The organism is Leptogranulimonas caecicola (genome assembly GCF_023168405.1).
Lineage (GTDB): Bacteria > Actinomycetota > Coriobacteriia > Coriobacteriales > Atopobiaceae > Leptogranulimonas > Leptogranulimonas caecicola.
On record NZ_AP025285.1, the window covers coordinates 1,927,952 to 1,950,197 of the forward strand.

At 60.4% G+C, this 22,246-nt stretch carries 17 protein-coding genes and 4 tRNA genes; 14 read left to right on the forward strand and 7 right to left on the reverse strand.

Annotated elements, in window-relative coordinates; translation table 11 throughout:
• Positions 1-17: 17 nt before the first annotated feature.
• From rfbD to OR601_RS08350, 3 genes are all read right to left on the reverse strand, one after another.
• The gene (rfbD, locus tag OR601_RS08340; protein ID WP_265591705.1) at positions 18-923 is read right to left on the reverse strand and encodes a dTDP-4-dehydrorhamnose reductase; all 906 of its coding nucleotides are present in this window, start codon (positions 921-923) and stop codon (positions 18-20) included.
• Between the two features lie 8 nt (positions 924-931).
• Positions 932-1,513, reverse strand: coding sequence for a dTDP-4-dehydrorhamnose 3,5-epimerase (gene rfbC / locus OR601_RS08345; protein WP_265591706.1), 582 nt, complete (start codon positions 1,511-1,513; stop codon positions 932-934).
• A gap of 324 nt (positions 1,514-1,837) precedes the next feature.
• Positions 1,838-2,965, reverse strand: coding sequence for an ATP-binding protein (locus tag OR601_RS08350; RefSeq protein ID WP_265591707.1), 1,128 nt, complete (start codon positions 2,963-2,965; stop codon positions 1,838-1,840).
• A 237-nt stretch (positions 2,966-3,202) separates the two neighbouring features.
• On the opposite strand from OR601_RS08350, the gene OR601_RS08355 reads away from it, so the two are divergent.
• From OR601_RS08355 to OR601_RS08380, 6 genes are all read left to right on the forward strand, one after another.
• Positions 3,203-3,721 (forward strand): ferritin, encoded by a 519-nt coding sequence (locus OR601_RS08355; RefSeq protein WP_247647699.1) that lies wholly within the window; start codon positions 3,203-3,205, stop codon positions 3,719-3,721.
• Positions 3,722-3,840: 119 nt separating this feature from the next.
• Positions 3,841-4,818 (forward strand): tRNA glutamyl-Q(34) synthetase GluQRS, encoded by a 978-nt coding sequence (gluQRS, locus tag OR601_RS08360; RefSeq protein WP_265591708.1) that lies wholly within the window; start codon positions 3,841-3,843, stop codon positions 4,816-4,818.
• A 143-nt stretch (positions 4,819-4,961) separates the two neighbouring features.
• Positions 4,962-5,052 (forward strand) — tRNA-Ser (locus OR601_RS08365).
• Between the two features lie 389 nt (positions 5,053-5,441).
• A tRNA-Arg gene (locus OR601_RS08370) sits at positions 5,442-5,518 on the forward strand.
• 176 nt (positions 5,519-5,694) lie between these two features.
• Positions 5,695-5,771 (forward strand) — tRNA-Arg (locus tag OR601_RS08375).
• Positions 5,772-6,053: 282 nt separating this feature from the next.
• Positions 6,054-7,016, forward strand: coding sequence for an Abi family protein (locus OR601_RS08380; protein WP_265591709.1), 963 nt, complete (start codon positions 6,054-6,056; stop codon positions 7,014-7,016).
• 33 nt (positions 7,017-7,049) lie between these two features.
• On the opposite strand, the gene OR601_RS08385 is transcribed toward OR601_RS08380, so the two are convergent.
• Positions 7,050-7,445 (reverse strand): hypothetical protein, encoded by a 396-nt coding sequence (locus tag OR601_RS08385; RefSeq protein WP_265591710.1) that lies wholly within the window; start codon positions 7,443-7,445, stop codon positions 7,050-7,052.
• A 113-nt stretch (positions 7,446-7,558) separates the two neighbouring features.
• Here OR601_RS08385 and OR601_RS08390 point away from each other — a divergent pair, with 113 nt between their 5' ends.
• Entirely contained in the window at positions 7,559-8,512 is a 954-nt protein-coding gene (locus tag OR601_RS08390) for a patatin-like phospholipase family protein (protein WP_265591711.1), read from the forward strand.
• Between the two features lie 101 nt (positions 8,513-8,613).
• Here the strand turns inward: OR601_RS08390 and OR601_RS08395 are convergent, their stop codons facing one another.
• Complete coding sequence (locus OR601_RS08395) at positions 8,614-9,576, reverse strand: helix-turn-helix domain-containing protein (protein WP_265591712.1); 963 nt, start codon at positions 9,574-9,576, stop codon at positions 8,614-8,616.
• A 174-nt stretch (positions 9,577-9,750) separates the two neighbouring features.
• A complete protein-coding gene (serS, locus tag OR601_RS08400; RefSeq protein ID WP_265591713.1) occupies positions 9,751-11,046 on the reverse strand; it encodes a serine--tRNA ligase in 1,296 nt (431 codons plus the stop codon).
• A 152-nt stretch (positions 11,047-11,198) separates the two neighbouring features.
• On the opposite strand from serS, the gene OR601_RS08405 reads away from it, so the two are divergent.
• Positions 11,199-11,411, forward strand: a complete 213-nt coding sequence (locus OR601_RS08405; RefSeq protein ID WP_265591714.1) for a DUF6724 family protein — start codon at positions 11,199-11,201, stop codon at positions 11,409-11,411.
• Positions 11,412-11,702: 291 nt separating this feature from the next.
• On the opposite strand, the gene OR601_RS08410 is transcribed toward OR601_RS08405, so the two are convergent.
• A tRNA-Leu gene (locus OR601_RS08410) sits at positions 11,703-11,789 on the reverse strand.
• Positions 11,790-12,018: 229 nt separating this feature from the next.
• Here OR601_RS08410 and OR601_RS08415 point away from each other — a divergent pair.
• The 6 genes from OR601_RS08415 (at position 12,019) to pknB (ending at position 22,053) form a co-directional block, all read left to right on the forward strand.
• Complete coding sequence (locus OR601_RS08415) at positions 12,019-14,016, forward strand: serine/threonine-protein kinase (RefSeq protein WP_265591715.1); 1,998 nt, start codon at positions 12,019-12,021, stop codon at positions 14,014-14,016.
• Entirely contained in the window at positions 14,003-15,304 is a 1,302-nt protein-coding gene (locus OR601_RS08420) for an FhaA domain-containing protein (protein ID WP_265591716.1), read from the forward strand. Before OR601_RS08415 ends, OR601_RS08420 begins: the two co-directional genes overlap by 14 nt.
• Positions 15,304-15,717: an FHA domain-containing protein gene (locus OR601_RS08425; protein WP_136011785.1), complete on the forward strand. Its 414-nt coding sequence runs from the start codon at positions 15,304-15,306 to the stop codon at positions 15,715-15,717. The genes OR601_RS08420 and OR601_RS08425 overlap by 1 nt, the downstream gene beginning before the upstream one ends.
• Positions 15,714-17,045: a Stp1/IreP family PP2C-type Ser/Thr phosphatase gene (locus tag OR601_RS08430; RefSeq protein WP_265591717.1), complete on the forward strand. Its 1,332-nt coding sequence runs from the start codon at positions 15,714-15,716 to the stop codon at positions 17,043-17,045. Before OR601_RS08425 ends, OR601_RS08430 begins: the two co-directional genes overlap by 4 nt.
• The gene (locus OR601_RS08435; RefSeq protein ID WP_265591718.1) at positions 17,042-19,942 is read left to right on the forward strand and encodes an FtsW/RodA/SpoVE family cell cycle protein; all 2,901 of its coding nucleotides are present in this window, start codon (positions 17,042-17,044) and stop codon (positions 19,940-19,942) included. Before OR601_RS08430 ends, OR601_RS08435 begins: the two co-directional genes overlap by 4 nt.
• Positions 19,943-20,070: 128 nt before the next feature.
• Entirely contained in the window at positions 20,071-22,053 is a 1,983-nt protein-coding gene (gene pknB / locus OR601_RS08440) for a Stk1 family PASTA domain-containing Ser/Thr kinase (RefSeq protein WP_265591719.1), read from the forward strand.
• Positions 22,054-22,246 lie beyond the last annotated feature (193 nt).

Genomic DNA, 22,246 nt, shown 5'->3' on the forward strand with positions numbered 1-22,246 from the left:
CCTTCCTTTGAAAGAGACTAGAGCTCGACGGTAGCCATGTACTGGTCTAGAGCCACATCCCAGCTACGCATCTTGTCACCGATAGTGTCTCGAAGATGTTTGTTATCAAGAATGGACCACGCAGGCCTAGGAGCTGGAGCACCCCATTCTTCAGTAGTGCAACCCGCTACTTCACAATCAAGATTGGCATTGGCCATGATGCGGCGGGCGAACTCGTCCCAAGTGGTGGCGCCATTATTGGTGGCATGGTAGATGCCATAGTTCTCTGTGCTCAGCAGCTCAAGAATCTCATGAGCCAGATCGCCTGCAAATGTGGGACTGCCATGCTGGTCGCCCACCACGGTAACTTTGTCATGGGTACGACCAAGGTTCACCATGGTGCGAACAAAATTTTTGCCACGGGTGCCATAGAGCCATGCGGTACGTACAATGAAATTACGAGGACAAAGCTCCTCTACCACCTGCTCGCCAGAAAGCTTGGTAATGCCATAAGCGGTATTGGGATTTGCGGGGGCATCCTCTGGTTGAGGCATAGGATTGTCGCCAGAGAACACGTAGTCGGTGGATACTTGCACGAGCACTGCACCAGCCTGACTACAAGCCTTGGCGAGATTTGCGGGAGCCTGAGCGTTGAGTTTCTCGGCAAATACTGGATCGGCCTCACAGCCATCTACGTTAGTAGCAGCAGCGCAGTTTATAACAGCATCAAAGTCGCCCTCTGTCACGAAATCAAGCACTGCCTGAGCATCACAGACATCGAGGGGTACCACATGGTCTCCCTCGACATCAGTGGCTACAACCTCACACTGTGCCCATGCGGAATCGATGGACCCCAAAGGCGATTGACCAGCAGCAATTATCGAAACGAGCTCGGAGCCCAACTGACCATTCGCGCCAGTAATGAGCATTTTTTTAGGGATCAAAGCTTCTCCTAGAGATTTTGCTCGCAGGTATAGACCGCAAAGCTTGGATGGTTCATGTCCTTCTGAGAAAGATTTATTTCAACGCCCTCTATAAGCGGCCATTGCACGGCAATATCGGGATCGTTCCACATAAGACCGCCCTCATCGCCAGGATGATATACGTCGTCGCATTTGTAGCAGAACACTGCGCGCTCGCTCATAACATAGAACCCATGGGCAAAGCCTTGGGGAATGAAAAACTGACGATGGTTATCTGCTGACAGCACTGCACCTTCCCACTTACCAAAGGTGGGACTACCGGGACGCAGATCGACGGCCACATCGAATACTTCGCCCTCTACGACACGTACTAGTTTGGCCTGAGGATGATGGATTTGAAAGTGAAGGCCACGAAGCACTCCTTGCGTGCTCGTACTCTGGTTGTCCTGGACGAACTCACAATCGATCCCACCAGCCACGAAGTCCTCGCGCTTATAGGTTTCCATGAACGCTCCTCGGGCATCGCCGTAGGACTTTGCATCGACAATGATTACCCCATCGATAGAGGTAGGAGTAAAAGTGAAGTTGCCAGAAGTGATGGACTGATCCATGGTTCCTCGCCTTACGAAATCGTTCTAATTCTTGTATCACGATAGCGATTTACGAGGCGATGGAGTACGTTTTGAGGTCTGACCACGGAATAGCTACAGGTAGCTATAGCCGGATGTCTCTAAGGGCGTACTCCAATGGTAACGAAGTCGCACCATTGGTATTGAGTATCAATAAGAACGCTTTGAGGTGCTCTTATTTATATTAATTGACGATTTGCATAAATAAGAAGGCTGTGTTGGGGATCTTAATAATAGTGGACTCCTGAGAATGGAAGCTTGAGGCGAGGGTGAGGGTTTCTCGGCAGGAAGAATGTGGGTCATCCCCTAGGACGCAGCGGAGGGGTATTTGCTTAGAAGGTATTCGGGCATATAGGGCAACGTGAAACGCAAGAGGTTGCGGCCGGGGGATTCGATGAGGTCGAGATCGATGAGGGATGCTCGAACCGTGGACAGCTCTTGGGTTGTTTTACCTAGCCGAGCTGCCACGCTGGAAGAACGAGCCTCTTGGGAATCACCTGGCTCGCATGCCATAGCAATGAGGTATTCGACGCTCTGCTCAGAAAGGCCCACCAGGGCCGGTTCTAGCACCGTGGCTTCAAAGCGCTGCGTAGCGATAGGGAGGGCCCGGTGAACATCAGCAAGAGTGATGACATTATTCGAGCTTGGGTTGCGGCGTTTTGCCTCGCGCCAAGTTTGATACCCCACATGCTGAATCATGAAAGGATAGCCTTCTGATGCCTTGGCCATGGCATCAAGGGCGTCAGGATTGGCGACAATACCCGTAGGCTGAAGCGTATCCTCCATAGCATCCCGCGCCTCCCCTATTGAGACCGGCGTGAGGACAAATGGAAGAGCACGTCGCAGAAAAGTAAGCTCGTTGCGATTGATCAAGCTATTGACCGGCGAAGGAAGCCCCGCAAATACAAAGGCGATGTCATATTTTTTTCTCACTGCATGTTGGTAGGCAATGGAGAGCTCAGACATGTCTTCCATCGAGGCTGCGTGAACCTCGTCAACGGTGATAAGGAGCTTCTCGCCTTTTTTGGAAAGTAAGCGATCGAAGGCCACGCGCAAGTCGTTAGAACCCACTTCTTTGCCAAGATTATAGGATGCCTTGACCAAGCCCAAGTTGACCTCGATCCCTGCGCCCTCACGTGCCTGTTCTGCGGGGTTGAGCAGAGCCAATTGCACTAGCACATCCTCCGCTAGATGAGATGACTTTGCTGTGACGTCCACCACAGTCCATCCTAGAGTTCGAGCTTCGTCCCCTAGGCGCTGGAGCATGGATGTTTTGCCAGAGCCCCTCAGGCCAGTGAGCCGCATCAAACGCTCTGGAGCACCTACGCCCTCTTCGAGACCATCTATAAAGTTGGCAATCACGATTTCATGGCCGGCCCAGGCTCTAGGCGTAACCCCTGCAGTGGGAGTAAACGGGTTTTGCGGATAAGGCATATTTGACCTCCCTAGCAGCCAGCAGGTTTTTTACCTATGCCGAAGCTATCGCCTTCTAGTATAGCGTTGTATAGGGTTGTATAGCATTGTATAGGTCTGTATAAGCTTATATAGGGATGTCTAACTTGGAACTTGGGGGAGCTGGACGCCTGAAATGGAAGCTTGAGGCGAGGGTTTCTTGGCAGGGGTTTAGAATTGAGGGGCCGCAATGATACGGCCCTGGATGAGAGGATGACTATGGCTGAGAAAGCTGAGGAAGTCTACGACCTGTTGAACAAGCAGATTAATGAGGAGCTGTATAGCGCCTATTTGTATTTGACGTTCGCGGATTACTACGACGAGCGTGGATTGAAGGGCTATGCAAACTGGTACATGGTGCAGGTTCAGGAGGAGCTGGCGCACGCCAAGATTTTGCGCAGGTTCCTGCTGGATCACGACTACTCGGTGAAGATGTTTGCCATTGCCGAGCCTGATTTGGAGTTTGACAGCGACCTGGCTCCGCTGAAAGCCGGCTTGGCCCATGAGAAGCACATTACGGATTGCATTAACAAGTGCTATTCGGCAGCGGCGGGCATTGCCGACTGGCGCACGGTGAAGCTTTTGGACTGGTACATTCAGGAGCAGGGCGAGGAGGAGACGAACGCCTCGGATCTGATCAAGGACTACGAGCTGTTTGGGACGTCTCCCCAGGGACTCTATGCGCTGGATCAGTCCTATTTGAACCGCACTTTTGTGGCGCCCACCATGGCGATGTAACTGGAGTTATGGACGAGTTGGCTGATGTGACGCAAGGCGCAGCTGATTGTGCGCCCGCAGGCTCCGCTGGAAGCGGGGCGTGCGGGCGGTTTGCTGGTGCTGTTGAGGGACTTCCTGATTTGACAGCCAGCCCTCAGCACACCGAGGTGTGCGGGCGGTTTGCGCCGACGCCTTCGGGACGGATGCATTTGGGCAACGTCTTTTCCTGCCTGCTTGCCTGGCTGGATGCCAGGCGGGCAGGCGGGTCCATTGTGCTGCGCATGGAGGATCTGGATCCCGCGACCTGCGATAAGCAGAAGGCGCTGCAGCTTATGGACGACTTGCGGTGGCTGGGGCTTACCTGGGACGGCGATCCGTGGTATCAGAGCGAGCGCAGTTGGGCCTATGGCGAGGCGCTGGAAGCGTTGAAGGCCCAAGGCCTGGTGTATCCCTGCTTTTGCAGCCGCGCCGAGCTTCATGCGGCCAACGCTCCCCACGCCAGCGACGGTACCTATATTTATGCGGGCACCTGTAGGGGTCTGAGCGCTGCCGAGGTGGCTGAACGGAGCTTGGTGAAGAGGCCGGCGCTGCGTGTGATGGTACCTAAGCTGAGCGATCCTGCGGGTTCGATCGAATTTATCGATGGGGTGTACGGACTGCAATCGACGGTGTTGGCGCGGGACTGCGGCGACTTTGTAGTGCGTCGGAGTGATGGGGTGTACGCCTATCAGCTGGCAGTGGTGGTAGATGACGCCGCTATGGGCGTGAACCATGTGGTACGAGCCCACGACCTGATGGGGTCCAGCGGGCGTCAGCGCTATCTGCAACATGTGCTGGGTCTGGGTGAGGTGGAGTACTTCCACGTGCCTCTGCTGGTGGCGCCGGACGGCCGACGCTTGGCAAAACGCGACTTTGACCTGGATTTGGGGAGCTTGCGGACCTGGATGCGCGGACCGGAGCGCCTGCTGGGACTATTAGCCTGGAAGGTGGGGTTTATTGAGCGCTTTGAGCCCATGAGTGCTGCTGAGCTGGTGGGTGAGTTCTCCTGGGACAAAGTGGCTGCAAGGCGCGACGACATTGTGGTGGACGAAGCGCTGGTGGATGCATTACGCGGGTGAGCGCGTACGCCGGGACAGATGCGGGCGCGAGGGTGCGGGTTTCTCGGCTTGGCACGTACGGACGTGCAGGCGCGAGAGCATGAGCACCCATGACAACTCGGGACTTTAACTGAACGGCTGAATCGGGTATGCTTCTAAGGCCCGGAGAGCTGACCGAGAGGCCGAAGGTGCTCGCCTGCTAAGCGAGTATAGGACTCAATCCTATCTGGGGTTCGAATCCCCAGCTCTCCGCCAGTGACTGTGAGGACCCCCGGTGACCGCGAATGGTTACTGGGGGTTTGTTTGTGCGGATAGTGGCTGGCGACGGCGCGTGTGGGAGCTGGAGCGTGCGTTTGAGTGGATGGCATGCGCGAATGCCCAGGTAAAGCGCGAATGCCCAGGTAAACAAGGGGTGTTGGGCCCTCTGGAAACATACTGCGATTGTTACATAGAGGGATTACGTAGGTAGCGCGATTTGAGAGTTTATTTATAGCTCTTCCCTATTGTCCCTGCTATGGCTGCTTGTCTCGATGTTTTGGAGCACATCAGATGGATATCAGGTCTATGCAACAAAACAAAACAAGAGATATCTTTCGATTCATTGTTGACAGGGCTCGGATTCCATTGCATACTATTTCTCGCACGCGGCGTTACCTCAGCTGGATAGAGGGTCTGACTACGAATCAGAACGTCACAGGTTCGAATCCTGTACGCCGCACCAGCGCAAATTGAACGGAGGGCACCTTGGTGTCCTCCGTTTTTTGTTGTGGGCCATGGGTTGTTTTCTAAATGCCACCTGCCTTTTCTGAGTTCCCTATAGTTGCAGAGCTGTTCTCTAGAAAAAGGCGGTTTTACGGTTGACAAGTATCCCAATCTTCACGATACTCAATATGTCTTGCGGCGTTACCTCAGCTGGATAGAGGGTCTGACTACGAATCAGAACGTCACAGGTTCGAATCCTGTACGCCGCACCAGTTTAATTTATTCAGGCCCTGCGGGGCCTTTTTTCTTGGACAGATGCTTTATCTATTCACGCAAGTTAACCCAGTATCATTACTAGCTTATCTATTCACACCCCTAGTCCTCCCCTCCTCATTCATTCTATGAACATTCAACTTGAGCGCCCCACGTTTAGTCTCGTGTAAACTTATTCGAGTAGCTGAACTGTGTGGTAGAGTAATGTCAGTGAACCCGCCATGCCTCTCTCTCATTTTTTGAGATGATGCAAACTCTGGCGGGTGTTTTTTAGGGGTTACATGCAGTACCGTAAGCCGTGGCTTTCGTATGACCAACAAGCCGACAAACTTGCAGAACTTGGTCTCATCTTTAATAGAACTGACCTGATCACTCGTCTTGAAGACGTAGGTTATTACCGACTAAGTGGAAATTGGTACATATTCAAACAGATATCTATAGACGGCTCCGAATCTTTTATCCCGGGAACACGGTTTAATAAGATATGGCAGTTATATACGTTTGATAGGCAACTAAGACTTGTTGTCCTTGATGCCATCGAGCGTCTTGAGATTTATATGCGAACTCAGCTTGCATATAGACTGGCACAGAAAGATGGCCCGTTTGGTTACCTCAACGCTGCCAGCCTTCCAAATATGAACGAAAAGATCCATTGCGGTTTTATCTCAAGGTGCTTTAAAGCCTACGATCGCTCGAAAACGCTTTTCACAGACCACTTTAAAGAAAAGTATGGGGATTCCCACGAGTTGCCACCGTACTGGATGTTGGTCAACATCATGGATTTTGGAATGATGTTGACTCTTTTCCGCGGTTCTTCAAATGAAGTAAAAGGGGGTATAGCCAACGAAATTGGCGTGCCTTATCTCGTATTAGAGTCATGGTTGATTACATTAAACACCGTGCGTAATATCTGTGCTCATCATGATCGCTTATGGAACCGACGCCTGGGCAACAAAACAAAAATCCCTAGAGGCCGCAAGTACCCCGAATGGCATCACCCCTACGAGGTCAATAACAGCTCCACATTTACGCTGCTAACTATTCTTGGCTATATACTCGAACGCATAGCCCCTGGCTCTTCTTGGCATACAAAAATGCTTCAGTTAATTAACACCAGAACCCTGAGGACTTACAGCTTATGGGATTTAATGAAGGATGGAAAACGTGTCCCATATGGGGAAGGTGGCTTGAATTGTAAAGAGCCATCTTCTCCGATCACAGATCTAACAAATCTAACCCTTTAAGTTTGAAATCATATTTATCCCTACTTACTTGGCTTAAAGGGCCTTGCTCATGGAAGAGTTCTCCAGGATATAGGGGCATTCTGCAGCCATGAGAAGCTCCAAGAGGTCCGAGAGCGTAGTGACACCCTTTAGGTCTTGGGTGAGAACCAAAGCCTCTTGACCCGGGGCACAACGGAGGGCAGCCCAAGGTTCCTGTGTCTTGCATAGGGTGACTCGCCGGTGGAGGGGTGCGGGCTTCTCGGCACCGGGGGCATTGGAGAAGGGCTGGGAGCGCCTCAGGGTTTCATAGAGGTAGATGTTGTCGGCGGAATCGTAGACGGCGATCTCGACAATGTCGCCCTCTAGATTGTGAGCTATACGAGCTACCTGCTGGATTACCTCTGAGGGCTGGGCAGGATGCTTGGAAGCCTTGCGACGATGATGTGTCATGCTATCTCCTCTCGAAAAAACTCTGTGCCTCCTCATATTAGAACATATGTTCTGTTTTATTGGGGTACAAGGACTCTATGTAAGTTTTACACATATTAAGGGAGGTCGAACCCATGGCATCTAATCATAGGGAAGGCGTTGGGCTCGCTCTGGCAGGTGGCGGCTGGAGATCGTTCTCGGAAGTCGCGGTGCTTGAAGATATGGAACGCAACAATCTAAAGGTTGCAGCGGTGGCCGGCACCTCGATGGGCGCGCTGGTGGCAACACTGGTGGCGTCGGGGCTGAGCTCATCGGACATTGAGAGTTTGCTGCTGGAGCTGGACAAGTCGGTGGCAGACGCGGGAATCATCAAGACCATGAAGAGGCATGTGCTTTCGGCGGTGACCCATCAAGGGTTTTTGGGTGACGGCGTGCTGATGGATCAGGTCGCTCCCCTGCTGGAAAAGGTGGGAGTCAAAACTTTTGGGGATTTGAAGCTGCCGCTGGCGCTGACTTCTGTGGATATTCTCACCGGCGAGCTATGCGTGTTCACGGGAACGGATGGGTATTTCTCGGGGCCGGCGGGGTCGTGGAAGTGGATTCCGGGCGATCACGATTTGGCGAGCTGCATTGCGGCTTCGGGAGCATACCCGCTGGTAGTGCAACCTTTGTCCTTTGAGGGGCATACGCTGGTAGACGGCGGATGTCGCATGAATCTGCCCACGCCGCTGTTTGACCGGTCCACGGTGGACGGGGTTGTGGCAGCGCACATGCTTAGGACCTTTGAACCGGCGGATGATCTGACGGTCTTGAACCTCATGACCAAGTGCATGAATTATGGCGCTCAACAGCTGGAGATTCTCTACGCGCAGGCGGCAGACGTCGAGGTGAACATCCCTGTGCCGGGTGAGGAGACGTTCAATCCGGGCAACGGTCAGGGTGTCATCGATTTTGCGCGGGTGTGGCTGAAGGAGCATCCGGTGGACTGGTCGGCGGCACATCCGAGCCTGCTGGACTCTGTGCGTCGTGGCGCCGCGGACTATCTGAGCAGGCTGTTTAGGAACGCGCAGGAGTCGGTGAGCCAATAACGTGCGACGAGCCCCAGAGCGCGCGAATGGATGGCGCTCTGGGGCTCGCTGGGATGTGTGGGATAGACAGGTCTTGATAGCCCGAGTTTGCTACGGTGCGGCTACGAGTCGTAGCTCTTGGGCCAGAGGGCGTCTACCAGGAGTGATGCGGCGAGACCTAGGAGGATCCAAGCCCAACCGGGATGCCAGGTGCCCCAGAGGGCGCCGGTGACGAGAAAGATGGAGAGGCCGGTCCAGAAGCAAAAGCCGGCAACGGCTCCGCGTAGCTTCTTGCCGCGATGGCCGCGGACCCACGCATTGGCAACGCCGCAGAGGCTCTCCCAGGCGGGGATGGCTGCGACGAAAGCCCAGCCCAGGTTCCAACGCTGTCCAAAGAGGCCTAGGCCCAGCAGGGCGATGAGGGAGAGGGGCGCATAGGGAATGCACGCGATGAAGGCTTTGGGTTTGGAGTCGTGGGAAGTGGCGCGGTGGGCGTCGGCCCAGCTGTCGTAGCGAGTGTCGTCGATCCATACCGAGCCATCGTCCTGGGTGCGGACGGTATGCGTGCCGTCGGTGGCGTTGATGTGGATGCCACCAGGGCCCACCTCCACCTGGTCGCCAGAGACATAGTCGTGCACCCGCACGCCGTCCCAACCTACATGCACTGAAGCATCGTCGGCGTCTACATGGACGCCCTCGTCCCAGGAACAATGGACCTGGTCGCGGGAGTCGCCATTCTCGGCATCGGGGTCGTCTGGGGAGTCGCCTGCGGGGTTGGGCTCGCCTGCCGGATTGTCGGCGTCGGCGGCGCTGGGACCAGAAGCGTCGTCCGAGTCTTGGAAGTTGGGCTTCTCGGCAGGGTCGAGGAGCTCGGCGGGAGCGTCCTCTCCATAGATCAGCTGGTCGAGGGTGACTCCGTAGAGGCGGGCGAGGGCGATGAGGTTGTCGGTGTCGGGGCTGGATTCTGTGCGCTCCCATTTGGAGACTGCCTGACGGGAGACTCCGAGCTTTTGGGCCAGTTGCTCCTGGGTGAGGCCATGCTGGCGGCGGAGGGTGGCGAGGCGCTCGGCGATGGAGACGTTCATGGGCGTGCCTTCCTGTGCGGTGGGCTGCGGGATGAAGTGGTGCGGTTCCATTGGTTCCAGCGTGCCAAGAAGGCCGGTTGCGTGCCACCGCTTTTGGGTTGAGAATCGAAAACGCCTCCGCAACGAGGGGTTGCGGAGGCGTGTTAGCGCAGGTAGATCGAGGTGTAGGGAGCGCTAGGCGTTGATGGATTCCTCTGGGGTGATGAGGGTCACGCCGCCCATGTAGGGAACCAGGGCCTCGGGAACGGTGACGGTGCCGTCCTCGTTTTGGTAGTTCTCGATGATGGCGGCCATGGCGCGGCCCACGGCGAGGCCGCTTCCGTTGAGGGTGTGCACATAGCGGGTGCCCTTGAACTCGCTGGGGTCCTTGTAGCGGATGTTGGCGCGACGGGCCTGGAAGTCCCAGCAGTTGGAGCAGCTGGAGATCTCCTTGTAGTTGTGGTAGCTGGGCAGCCACACCTCGAGGTCGTAGGTCTTGGCGGCGGAGAAGCCCAGGTCGCCGGAGCAAAGGGTCACCACATGGTAAGGCAGGCCCAGGGCCTGGAGGCAGAGCTCGGCCTCGTGGGTCATGGCCTCAAGCTGGTTCATGGAGTCCTCGGGGCGGGCGAACTTGACCATCTCCACCTTGTCGAACTCATGCACGCGGATGATGCCGCGGGTGTCGCGGCCAGCGCTGCCTGCTTCCTCGCGGAAGCAGGGGGTGAAGGCGGTGTACTTGAGGGGCAGCTTGTCGCCGTTGATGACCTCGTCGCGGTGGATGTTGGTGAGCATGACCTCGGCGGTGGGGATGAGGTAGAGGTTGGGCTCTACGTGGAAGAGATCATCTTCGAACTTGGGCAGCTGGCCGGTGCCGTAGAGGGTCTCGGCGTTGGTGATGACAGGGGGCCACCACTCCTTGAAGCCGGCCTTGATGTGCATATCGACGAAGAAGTTGATGAGGGCGCGCTCCAGGCGGGCGCCCATGCCCCCCAGCAGGTAGAAGCGGCTGCCGGCGATCTTCACGCCGCGCTCGAAGTCGATAATGCCCAGCTCAGGGCCAAGATCCCAGTGGGCCTTGGCCTCAAAGTCGAACTGGCGCGGGGTGCCCCACTTGCGGACCTCGACGTTCTCGGAGTCATCCTTGCCCTCCGGCACCGAGGCGTCGGGGATGTTGGGGATGCGGCTCATGAGGTCGTGGAGCTCTTGCTCTACCTGGCCACGACGGTCTTCCAGCTGGGAGATGCGGCTCTTATCGGCAGCCACCTGGGCCTTGAGCTGGTCCGCCTCGTCGCGCTTGCCCTCGCGCATGAGGGCGCCGATCTCCTTGGACGCCTTGTTGCGCGCAGCCTGGAGGGCCTCGGCCTGGGCGATGGTGGAGCGGCGCTCGGCCTCGAGCTCGAAGAACTTCTCACGGTCCCAGGAGCCGTGGCGCGCCTCCATGGCGGCGTCGACGACCTGGGGATTCTCTCGTACGAACTTGATATCGAGCATGGGGCCCCGCTTTCTTGTGGGTTGACACTACTGCTATTTGGGCGATTTATCAGTATATACTTGCCACTACTACTTGTTGGATACTACCCCGGGCTTCCTGTCGCAACGGCGCGACCCGGCCATTGGGCACATCTTGCACCGAAAGGTTAACCATGGACTTCTTTAGCTGGCTTTTTGATACGCGCGCAGGCGTGGCCTGCCTGTTCATTGGCGGCATCATCCTGTGCCTCATCATCGCGTTCGTGCTGGAGCGCCGCACGCGCAAGCAGTACTTCAACCATGAGAAGACCGACGACGAGGAAGGCGGGATCTTCTCGGGTGTTTTTGGCGACGACGATGAGGACTCCGACTCCAAGCAGCGCTGATGGAGCGGTGAAACACAGCGGATGCCGAACGGCAACGTGTGGTTCGCGAGGCAGCTTCTGTGGTGCGCGAGGCAGCTGGCTTCTGCGATGCGCGGGACGAGCAGCTTCTGTGGTTCGCAGGATAAGTATTGCAGATCCCTCTGATTTTATGCTTCATTTGCTACATATTGGGCCCCTGGGCCTTCGAGAGCTTCTTGACGCACCAGCTAGGAAGCTCTTCAGCTAGGGGCTCTTTTTTTATGGATCATCGCGGCATGAAAAAAGGAGCCTTGAGGGGCTCCTGAGAAAGTCTGGTGCGGGCGAAAGGACTTGAACCTTCATGAGATTGCTCTCATACGGACCTGAACCGTACGCGTCTGCCAATTCCGCCACGCCCGCGTAGCTAGGTTAGTATGCCACACTTTTACCGCCTGTGGCAAAGTTTTTTTGATCGCACCTATGAGCCCGTTTCTCCACATAAGCTCTCCTTGATTTGGCGCAGGGACGGGCAAGAGTGCCTCGGCTCAGCGGGGATGCTACACTAGGAAGCCAAAGAGTCGCAGGTACCCATCGGTGCCTGCAGACAAAAGTCGTCCATTCGCACCCCATACACACCAAGGACGTCGTTATGGCCCCATTCAACCAAGAGATGCCTTCGCAGGCTGGACCCTCTCGCACGGGTCGCGGCGCCTACGGCGCTGGCGCTGCAGGCGGCCTAGGGATGGCGGGTGGAGGCGAGAGTTTTGCATCCCCCCAGCTGTTGGGGCGCTACCGCATCATAGAGCAGCGCGACCAGGGCGGCTTTGGCTCCGTGTTGGTGTGCTGGGACGTGCGCCTGCAGCGACGCGTGGCCATCAAGTGCCTACCGCTGGAATCCCAGGATCCCGAGGTCTATGCCCAGGCGGGCTACGATGCCGCAGGGTACAGCCCAGCGGGCTGGGGCGCTGGCGGGGCAGGTGGCGCGGGCTGGGGCGCGGGGAACGCCGCAGGCTATGGGGTCGATGCCGCAGTGGCAGAGGCGCTGGCAGAGGCCCGGGCGTCAAGCGCGCTTACGCATCCCAACATCGTCACGGTGCACGACTTTGCGGTGGACGATCAGTTCGCCTACATAGTCATGGAGTACGTGGACGGCGTGACCCTTTCTGAGTTGATGGGCCGCGTCGAGGGCGGCGTGCTTATATGGTGCGAGGTGGCCTACGTGTTGCAGTCGGTGGCCTCGGCGCTCTCCTACGCCCACGACCACGGCGTGCTGCATCTGGACATCAAGCCCGCAAACATCATGATCGACAAAACCGGCGCGGTGAAGCTGGCAGACTTTGGCATGGCCTCGCTGGCCTCGGCGGCCGGCTGGGACGATGCCCGAGGCGGCACGGTGGGCTACATGCCTCCCGAGCAGCTCTGCGGCGAGCTGGTGGACGAGCGCACCGACGTCTTTTCGCTGGCAACCGTCTGCTATCAGGCGCTTACGGGACGGGCGCCCTTCTCGGCCCCTACGGCCGAGAAGTCGCTCAAGCTGGAACAAAAGGGGGCGCCGCCGCTGGACTCGGTGGAAGCCGAGCTGGCTGGCCCCGTGACTTTGGCTTTCGAAAGCGCCATGAGCGCCGATCCAGCCGCGCGCATGGTGGATCCGCTGGAGCTGGCGGGCGAAGTGGTGCCGTCGCTGGGAGACCCTGAGGAAGGTCGGGCTTCCATCTGCGGGCTGCTGGACCAGGCGGAGGAAGGCGAAGAGTTCGATGAGTCGGCCTGGAGGGCGATGGACCCGCCTGGCCGCCGCATCCCATGGCTTGCGGATTTTGTGTGTGTCGCCGCCGACGCCCTGGCCGCATTCCTCGTGACCAGCTGGGCCTGCCAGAGCTTGGGATTGCCCCTGAGCTGGGTGAGCGTCCTGGCACCTGCCGCCTGCGCAGCCCTCACCGCGCTCGCTCCCATGGTGGGCGCCTGCACTACGCTACTGGTTGCCTGTGTGGCGACGGGCTCGGTTGCCTTCGGCGCGGGCGGTCTGTTGCCCGCCCTGGGCTGGGGCGCCGCGGTGGCGGTGCCTACCCTGCTCTGGGTGGTGCGCGTGCTGCCTTGGCTGCCGAGAAACTCCAGCCGCCTGGCCTGCATCTCTCTGCTCGCAGGGCCGGCTGCCGGGTCGCCGGCGGTGAGCCCGGGCATTGCCGGCTATGGGCTGCCGCCTGCCGTGGCGGCCCTCACCAGCGCCCTGTCGTCCCTGCTCGCGCTGGTAGTGCGCGCAGGAGCAGGCGGCAACGCCGGAGGCAGCCTCTTCTTTGCAGCGGGAGCCGCAGGAAGCGCTGCAAGCTCTGCCGGCGGCATGGGCCCTCTGGCTGCCGTGGGAGCGGCGGTGTGCGTGGTGGGCTTCTCGGCATTGGCGGCTGCAGCAGCGTCCTGGTGCGGCGCCAAAGGCAGCCCGGGGCGCGTGGCGGCAGGGCAGCTTTTGGCGGTCGTCCTCATGCTGGTAGGGCTTTGCGTGGCTTCAGGTCTGGAGAATGGCCAGATATGGGCCGCTCCATCAGTTCAGGCCACGGCCGTTGCGGTAGGCTCAGGAGTACTCATGCTCCTCATGGTCGCGCTGTTTGGCATCCCCACGGCGCGCCGGGAAGGTGAAGACAGTGAACTTCCTTAACGTGTTCGAAGAGCGCATCTCTGGTCTGTTTGGCGATTCCGCCCAGGCTGCCGCGCCCTTCTCCTTTAAAAAGCTTGCCAAGAAGGCCTCGAGCGAGCTGGAAAAAGAGACCTACGTGATCAACGGCGTAGATACGGCTCCTGCCCTGTTCACGGTGCTTATATCGGCAGACGACGATGCCGCCATGCGCCCTCTTTACGCCAGCCTCACCCAGGAGACGGCCCTGTTTTTGGAGGCCCATGCCCAGCGCCGCGGCTACACCTTTGTGGGCGCGCCGCTGGTGCGCTTCATGGTGGACCCGTCGCTCAAGCACGGCAAGTTCTCCGTGTTTGCAGAGAATGTCGACGCCCGTACCCTGGATCATCTGCGGGTGGAGGAGCAAGAGGTGCTCTCGGGCGCCCCTGCCGCCGCCCCTGCGCAGGGTCGCGCTGCAGCCACTCCGCGCGCCGCCGCCTCTGCCCGCCCCCGCGCCAACGCGCTGGAAGCGGGCCTGGGCCCCATCGGCAGCCCGGTGGCAGACGGCGCAGATGCCGGCTTGGACGTCATCAGCCCCAGCACCGTGCTGGACGTGGTGGAAGACGCCTACATCTCCGAGCAGCCCGGCGTCCCTGTCGCGCGTCCCGAGGCCCCCATGGGCCCCAACCTGGCGCTGCGTCCGGAGCCCGCGGCTCCCTATGCCGACAATGGCGTGCCCCAGGCAGCTGTCCCGGCCGCCGGCGCCCCGTCCTTCTCGGCAGCAGAGAATGCGTCTGCCGCTGGCGCCGGTGCGCCAAGCCGCAGGCATGCTGCCTCGACCCCCCTGGTAAACCCCCATGCGGACGGCTCTTACAGCGCCACCCCCAGCTATGCCGGCTACGACGTGCCCGGCGCCCCGGCTCCCGTGGCGCCCTCGGTGCAGCAGCCAGCCGCATCGGTCCCTGGGCCTACCATGGCCCCTCCCACCCAGCGCCGCAACGTGCCCCTGGTAAACCCGCGGGCAGGGGCCGCGCCTCGTGCGACGGGCCCTTCGGCGGTGCTCATCGACCGCCAGAGCGGGCGCACCTATGCCTGCACCTCCGACCGCTGCATCATTGGCCGCGAGCGCACCACCGGCGGCATCGTGCTGCACGACCCCAACGTGAGCCGCCGCCATGCAGAGCTGTCCTATCAGGGCGGCCACTGGCTCATCAGCGACCTCAAGTCCATGAACGGCACCCTGGTGAACGACGTGGACATCGAGCGCTGCGTGCTGCGCGACGGCGACCTCATCACGCTGGGGCTTACGAACCTTGAGTTCCGGGAGGGCTGATGATCGACCTCGTCCTCTTTATTGGCCGCATCCTTTTGGTGGTGTTGCTCTACCTGTTTTTGTTCGCGGTCATGCGCACCGGCATTGGCCTGGTGAAAGGGCAGCGAAAAGACTCCGCCATCTGGACCTTGGACCTGGAGAAGGGGCCTCGCAACCTGCGCGGCCTCCATGTGGACATGCTGGGGCCCGTGGTCATTGGCCGCTCCCCTAGCTGCGACATCGTCATCGACGAGCCCTTTGTGAGCGCCAACCACGCGCGCCTCACCCTCCAGGGCCCGGCGCTGGTGCTGGAAGATCTGGAATCCACCAACGGCACCATGGTCAACGGCCGCGAGGTCACCGAGCCCGTCACCCTGCGCGACGGCGACGACCTGCAGGTAGGCGACGCCGTGCTTCGAGTGAGCCGCCGATGACAGAGGAGCATTCTTTGGCGTCCAAGCTGGTGCGCCAAGCCACCGCGCCCCTGCGCCCCATGCTCGACTTGTCGAGCAGGCCGGGATCTGACTCCGAGAGCGGGTCCAACCACTTTTTGGCCTGGGGCTCCCGCACCGACGTGGGGCTTATCCGCGATCACAATGAAGACTCCTATCTGTGCCGCCCGCCGCTCTTTGCGGTGTCAGACGGCATGGGAGGCCATGCCGCGGGCGAGGTAGCCAGCTCTATCGCCATCCATGCCATCGCCCAGGAGGCACCCGCCCACGCAGACTCCGCCGGGCTGGGCGCCGCCATCGAAGCGGCCAACAGGGACGTGATAAGCGCCCCCGAGCAGGGACGCGGCCGCGAGGGCATGGGCTGCACCGCCACCGCCTGCATCATCGAAGGCGACAAGATGGCCATCGCCCATGTGGGCGACTCCCGCCTTTACCTGCTGCACAAAGGCACCCTGGTGCGCGTGACCCACGACCACTCCTTTGTGGAGGAGCTGGTGGACTCCGGCAAGATCACCCCCGACGAGGCCCGAGTGCACCCGTCGCGCTCGGTGATCACCCGCGCCCTGGGCTCTGACCCCGACATGTATGCAGACCACTTCACCCTGGACGTAGAGAGCGGCGAGCGCGTGCTGCTGTGCTCCGACGGCCTCTCCTCCATGGTGCCCGACTCCGAGATCGAGGACATCTGCGTCACCAGCGCCAGCCCTCAGACCTGTGCCGACGCCCTCGTCTCTGCCGCCCTCATCGCCGGCGGCCACGACAACGTCACCGTCATCGTGGTGGACATCTTGAACGACGGCAAGGAGGCGGCCCGCTCCCGCAAGCGCCGCAACGCCGTCTTGGGCTGGCTGGCCGGCTTCGTCGCCATCTTGGCCGTGGTGTGGCTGGTGGGCTCCCTCATCGTGAACCGCAGCTACTATCTCTCCACCTCAGAGGGCTATGTGGCCATTTACCAGGGCGTCGAGGGAGACTTCTTAGGCTTCCCCCTCTCCCATCTCCAAGAGACTACCAGCGTCGAGGCCTCCCAGCTTCCCGAGGCCGTCCAAACCCAGCTGGCCTCCGGCATCACCATGGACAACCTGGATGCCGCCAACGCCACCGTGAACGCCTACCGCAAGCAGATCGAGGAGGCCGCCCGCAAGGCCGCCGAGACTGCCGACACCCTCAAGAGCTCCGGAGACGCTTCTGCCGCCGACAAGGACGCAGCCACCGCTGCCAGCGATGGCGCCTCTGCTGCAGTGGAATCCCCTGCTCCCGATGCAGCCGCCTCTGAAGGCGGCGCTGCGCCTCAGGAAGGCGGTGCCGCATGAACCTGAACCCCTACGCCACTGCGACCTCGCCCGATCCCTTGGAGCGGGGAGCCAATCGCCGCACCACCGAGCTGCTGCTGCTCATCGCAGGTGCAGTGCCGGTGCTGCTCATCTATGCCATGTACGTCATCGACACGGGCACCGCCCTGTCGCTGGAGACCGTCTCGGTGCCTCTGAGCCTCTTCGCCGCCTTTGCGGCGGCCCATGTGGCGGTGCGCTTCTTGGCCCCCGGCGCAGACCCGGCGATCCTGCCCATCGTGTTCGTGCTCTCCGGCATAGGCATCACCTTTGTGACCCGGCTGGCCCCAAACTCGGCCATGTCCCAGGTCATGTGGCTGTTCGTCTCGGTAGCCGCCATGGTGGCCACCCTGTTTTTGGTAAAGAACCTCGATGCCTTGGCCGACTACAAGTACACCATCGGCATCGCCGGCGTGGTGCTTATTCTGCTGCCCATGGTCTTTGGCGTGGCCCACTACGGCTCCAAGCTGTGGCTGCAGATCGGCCCCTTCTCCTTCCAGCCCGGCGAGCTGGCAAAGATCGCCATCGTGCTCTTTTTGGCCAGCTACCTGGCGGCCAATCGCGAGCTGCTCTCGGCTTCCAGCCGCAAGTACGGCCCCCTCACCCTGCCGGCGCCCCGCATGCTGCTGCCCATCCTTCTCATGCTGGGACTCACCTTGCTCATCGTGGTCTTCGAGCGCGACCTGGGCAGCGCCCTGCTCTTCTACACCATCTTTGTGGTGATGCTCTACGTGGCCACGGGCCGCGTGAGCTATGTGGTGGTGTCGGTGGCGCTTTTGGCCCTGGCGGCGGTGGCCTGCTACTTCCTCTTTGGCCACGTGCGCACGCGCTTTGACATCTGGCTAGACCCCTTTGCAGACGCCCAGGGCGGTGGCCTGCAAATCGTGCAATCCCTCTACTCCCTGGCCGACGGCGGCCTCTTCGGCGCCGGCGTGGGCAAGGGCATGCCCGAGCTCATCCCGGTGGTGGCCTCAGACTTCATCTTCTCGGCCATAGGCGAGGAAATGGGCCTTTTGGGCGCCAGCGCCGTGCTGCTGCTCTTCATGCTCTTTGCGGTGCGCGGCTTTGCCACCGCGGCCCGCGCCAAGTCTGACATGGCAGCCTTCACTGCGGCAGGCCTCACCACCTCCATCTGCTTCCAAGCCTTCCTCATTGTGGGCGGCGTCACCAAGTTCTTGCCGCTCACAGGCGTCACGCTGCCCTTCATGAGCCAAGGCGGCTCCTCGCTTTTGGCGAGCTTCATCGCCGTGGGCCTGCTGCTTCGCTGCGGCGACCAAGGCACCGGCCACTCCGTGCTGGTGAGCGGCTCGGGCACCACCGGCGCCGAGATCACCCCGGCGCTTCATGCCCACGGCACCTCCCAGAGCTTCGAGGCCCTTAAAAACAGCCCTTATGCACGCATTTCCCGCGGCATGGAGACCCCGGAGTCCGGCGTGCTGGGGCGCGTGGCCCTCTCCTCGCGCCTCACTGCCCTGGTGACCTTCTTCACCGTCCTGTTCGCGCTGCTCATCGCCAACCTCACCTTCATCCAGGTGATCAAGGCTTCCGACTACCAGAACCTGCCCATCAACAACCACACCATCGCCCGCTCCTCCAAGGTGCAGCGCGGCGCCATCATCACTTCCGACGGCGTGACTCTGGCCGAGTCGCTCCAACAGGCAGACGGCACCTACGTGCGCAGCCATCCTGCTGGGGATCTCGCCATCCATACGGTGGGCTACATCTCCACCCAATACGGCGCCACCGGCATCGAGCAGTCCATGAACACCTCGCTCACCGGCCATGCCGACTACACCAGCTGGCGCAGCGCCTTGAACGCCCTCTCGGGCAAGGAGCAGCCGGGCGACACCGTGGTGCTCACCTTGAACTCCAAGATCCAAAAGGCCGCCGACGAGGCCCTCCAGGGCTACACCGGCGCCATCGTGGTGCTCGATCCTTCCACGGGCGCAGTGTTGGCCAAGGCAAGTTCGCCCACCTATAGCTACGACGATCTCTCCTCGGTCATTTCCGGCCAAAGCGGGGAAGGCGCCCTGGTGGACCGCACCACCCAGTCGCTCTACGCGCCGGGCTCCACCTTCAAGGCCGTGACGCTGTCTGCAGCCCTGAACTCCAAGCTTGCCACGCTGGACAGCCAGTGGGACGCCCCGGCTTCCATGGACATCGGCGGCGCCGCGGTGACCAACGACGGCAACCGCGAGTACGGCACCATCAGCCTGAGGAAGGCCTTCGCGGTCTCCTCCAACGTGGTCTTTGGCCAGCTGGGCGTCAAGCTAGGCGCCCAAGCCCTGGTGGATGCCGCCAGGGCCTATGGCTACAACGGCACCATCGGCCTGGACTTTGCCTGCACCCCCTCGGTTATGGCCAACCCGGCCGACATGACCGAATGGGAGACTGCCTGGGCCGCCTGCGGCCAGCCGGTAGGCGAGCACCAAGGCCCCATCGGCCCCCAGACCACCGTCATGCAGAATGCCGTTATCGCAGCGGCCATTGCCAACGGCGGCGTAGTGATGAATCCCTATGTGGTGGATTCGGTGCTTTCTCCCGAGGGCACAAAGATCTCAGCCACCACCCCTAAATCTTTGGGTCAAGCCATCTCTTCTGAGACCGCAACCCAAGTGAAGGAAGCTATGCTTGAGGTAGTTGACGACGGAAGCGGTTCTGCCGCCTCGGTCCCCGGCGTAGAAGTCGCCGGCAAGACCGGCACGGCAGAGACCGGATCCTCGGCCAACTCCCTCTTCATAGGGTTTGCCCCTGCGGATAAACCCACCATTGCCGTCTCCATCTGCGTGGAGGGCAACGGCGACAACGTGCGAGGGGTCGCCACCAGGCTGGCCTCGCGCATCATCGCCGCTTCCCTGCAAGTTCAGGCGGAGGGGTAAGAGATGGCCGCACCTGCACTATAGACGCACTTCAAATGTAGAACTATTCACCACGAGGCATCACACACCACAGATCGCTGCACAAACGTGCCCATCCCTTAAGGCACGCGCACAGATAGGAGAGGGATATGCCAGAGAGGGTCCTCGGCGGACGCTACCGGGTCCAAGGCAAGATTGGCATCGGCGGAATGGCCACGGTGTACCGCGGCACTGACGAGGTACTGGGGCGCACAGTCGCCATCAAAACCATGTTGCCGCAGTACGCGGCCGACCCCTCCTTCGCCGCCCGCTTCAAGCAGGAGGCCCAGGCGGCCGCCGCGCTTCAGAGCCCCTACATCGTGGGCATCTTCGACTGGGGCAAGGACGGCGACACCTACTACATCATCATGGAGTACCTGCGCGGCACCGACCTCAAGAGCGGCATCCGCACCCACGGCGCCTTGGACTCCCGCAAGGTGGCCCAGATCGGCTCCCAGATTTGCCAGGCGCTCTCGGTGGCCCACAAGCACGACATCATCCACCGTGACATCAAGCCTCAAAACATCATGGTGCAGCCGGACGGCAACATCAAAGTCATGGACTTTGGCATCGCCCGAGCAAAGAACAGCCACCTTACCGCCGACAACTCCGTCCTTGGCACCGCTCACTACGTCTCTCCCGAGCAAACCAAGGGCCAGCCCCTAGGCCCCACCTCCGACATCTACAGCCTGGGCATCGTCATGTACGAGGCTGCCTGCGGCAAGGTGCCCTTCGACGGCGACGACGCCATCTCTGTGGCCTTGAAGCAGGTCAACGAGCAGCCTGTGCCGCCCTCCCAGGTGAACCCCAACGTGGACCCCCAGCTTGAGGCCATCATCCTCAAGTGCCTCATGAAAGATCCCGCCCAGCGCTTCCAGACGGCGGACGAGCTGCGCCGCGCCCTCACCGACTACCTTGCCGGCCGCGTGGTAGCCATCTCCAACAACGCCACCACCATGCTGCCTGCGGCAGCCACCACACGCCTCAACAAAGGCGGCCAGGGCACCCAGCAGATGAACCGGGTGGCTCCCGACTCCAAGTCCGGCGACACCCGCATACAGGCCTCTATGGGCCGCAACGTGACCCCCGTGGATGACGAGGGCCCCTCCAAAGGCAAGCGCGTGGGCATCATCCTAGGGGTGATCGCCGCCATCGCCATCCTAGGCGTGGCCCTCTGGTTCCTCTTTGGGCAGCAAGCCGGCGATCGCAGCGTGCCCAACTACATCACCATGAGCCAGGATGACGCCACCAAGGCCATCAAAGACTCTGACTTCTTCCAGGTGGGCACCATCTCCGAGTCCTACGACGACAACGCCGCCGAAGGCACCGTCATGGCCCAGGACCCTGAGAGCGGCTCCATGCGCCCCAAGGGGACGCGTATCAACCTCACCGTCTCCAAGGGCAAGCGGCCCGCCCAAGAAGTGACGGTGCCCGACCTCTCCAACATGACCCCCGACCAGGCAGAGGAAGCCCTCACCAAGCTGGGTCTTGTGGGCAAAGCCGGAGACTCCGTGTCCGACAACTCCATCGAAGCCGGCCACGTAGCCCGCCAGAGCCCCGCTGCCGGCACCAGCGCCAAAGAGGGTGACACGGTGACCTACAACCTCTCCAAGGGCGCCGAATCCAAGAGCGTCCCCGACGTCACCGGGTACACCCAGGAAAGCGCCACCTCCACGCTGGAGAACGCAGGCTTCATCGTCTCTGTAGGCAACAGCACCGCCAGCGACACCGTGCCTGCCGGCTCCGTCATCAGCTACACGCCTTCTGGCAACCAGCCCACCGGCACCACCATCTCGCTCACCATCTCCACCGGCCGCAAGTCTGTGGATGTGCCCAACGTGGATGGCTTGAACTTCGAGGAGGCCCAGAGCACCCTGGAAAACGCCGGCCTGCGCTACAACACCCGCTGGCAAGCAAGCACCAGCGTGGCTAAAGGCCAGGTCATTAGCCACTCGCCCTCTGGCTCGCAGCCCACCGGCACCACAGTGACCATCATTGTGTCCGCCGGCCCCGACACCTCCTCCCAACAACCGACTAGCCCTGGCAACGCTGGCAACAACGGAGGTACCGACGGAACGAACAGCGAGGATTAGCCTAGCGTTGGCTGCACGGCGGCCCTCAAACCCAGAGGGGTCTGCTGGACCTGCGGACACTGGCCCCACAGGTTGGGACTACTCCACCAGGGGGCACAGGCCTGTAAAATGGCGCGGCCTCCAGAACTAGAGTTTCGCAGGCCTCCAGAACTAGGGTCTCAATGCCTCAGAAATACTACTGCGATAGTTACAC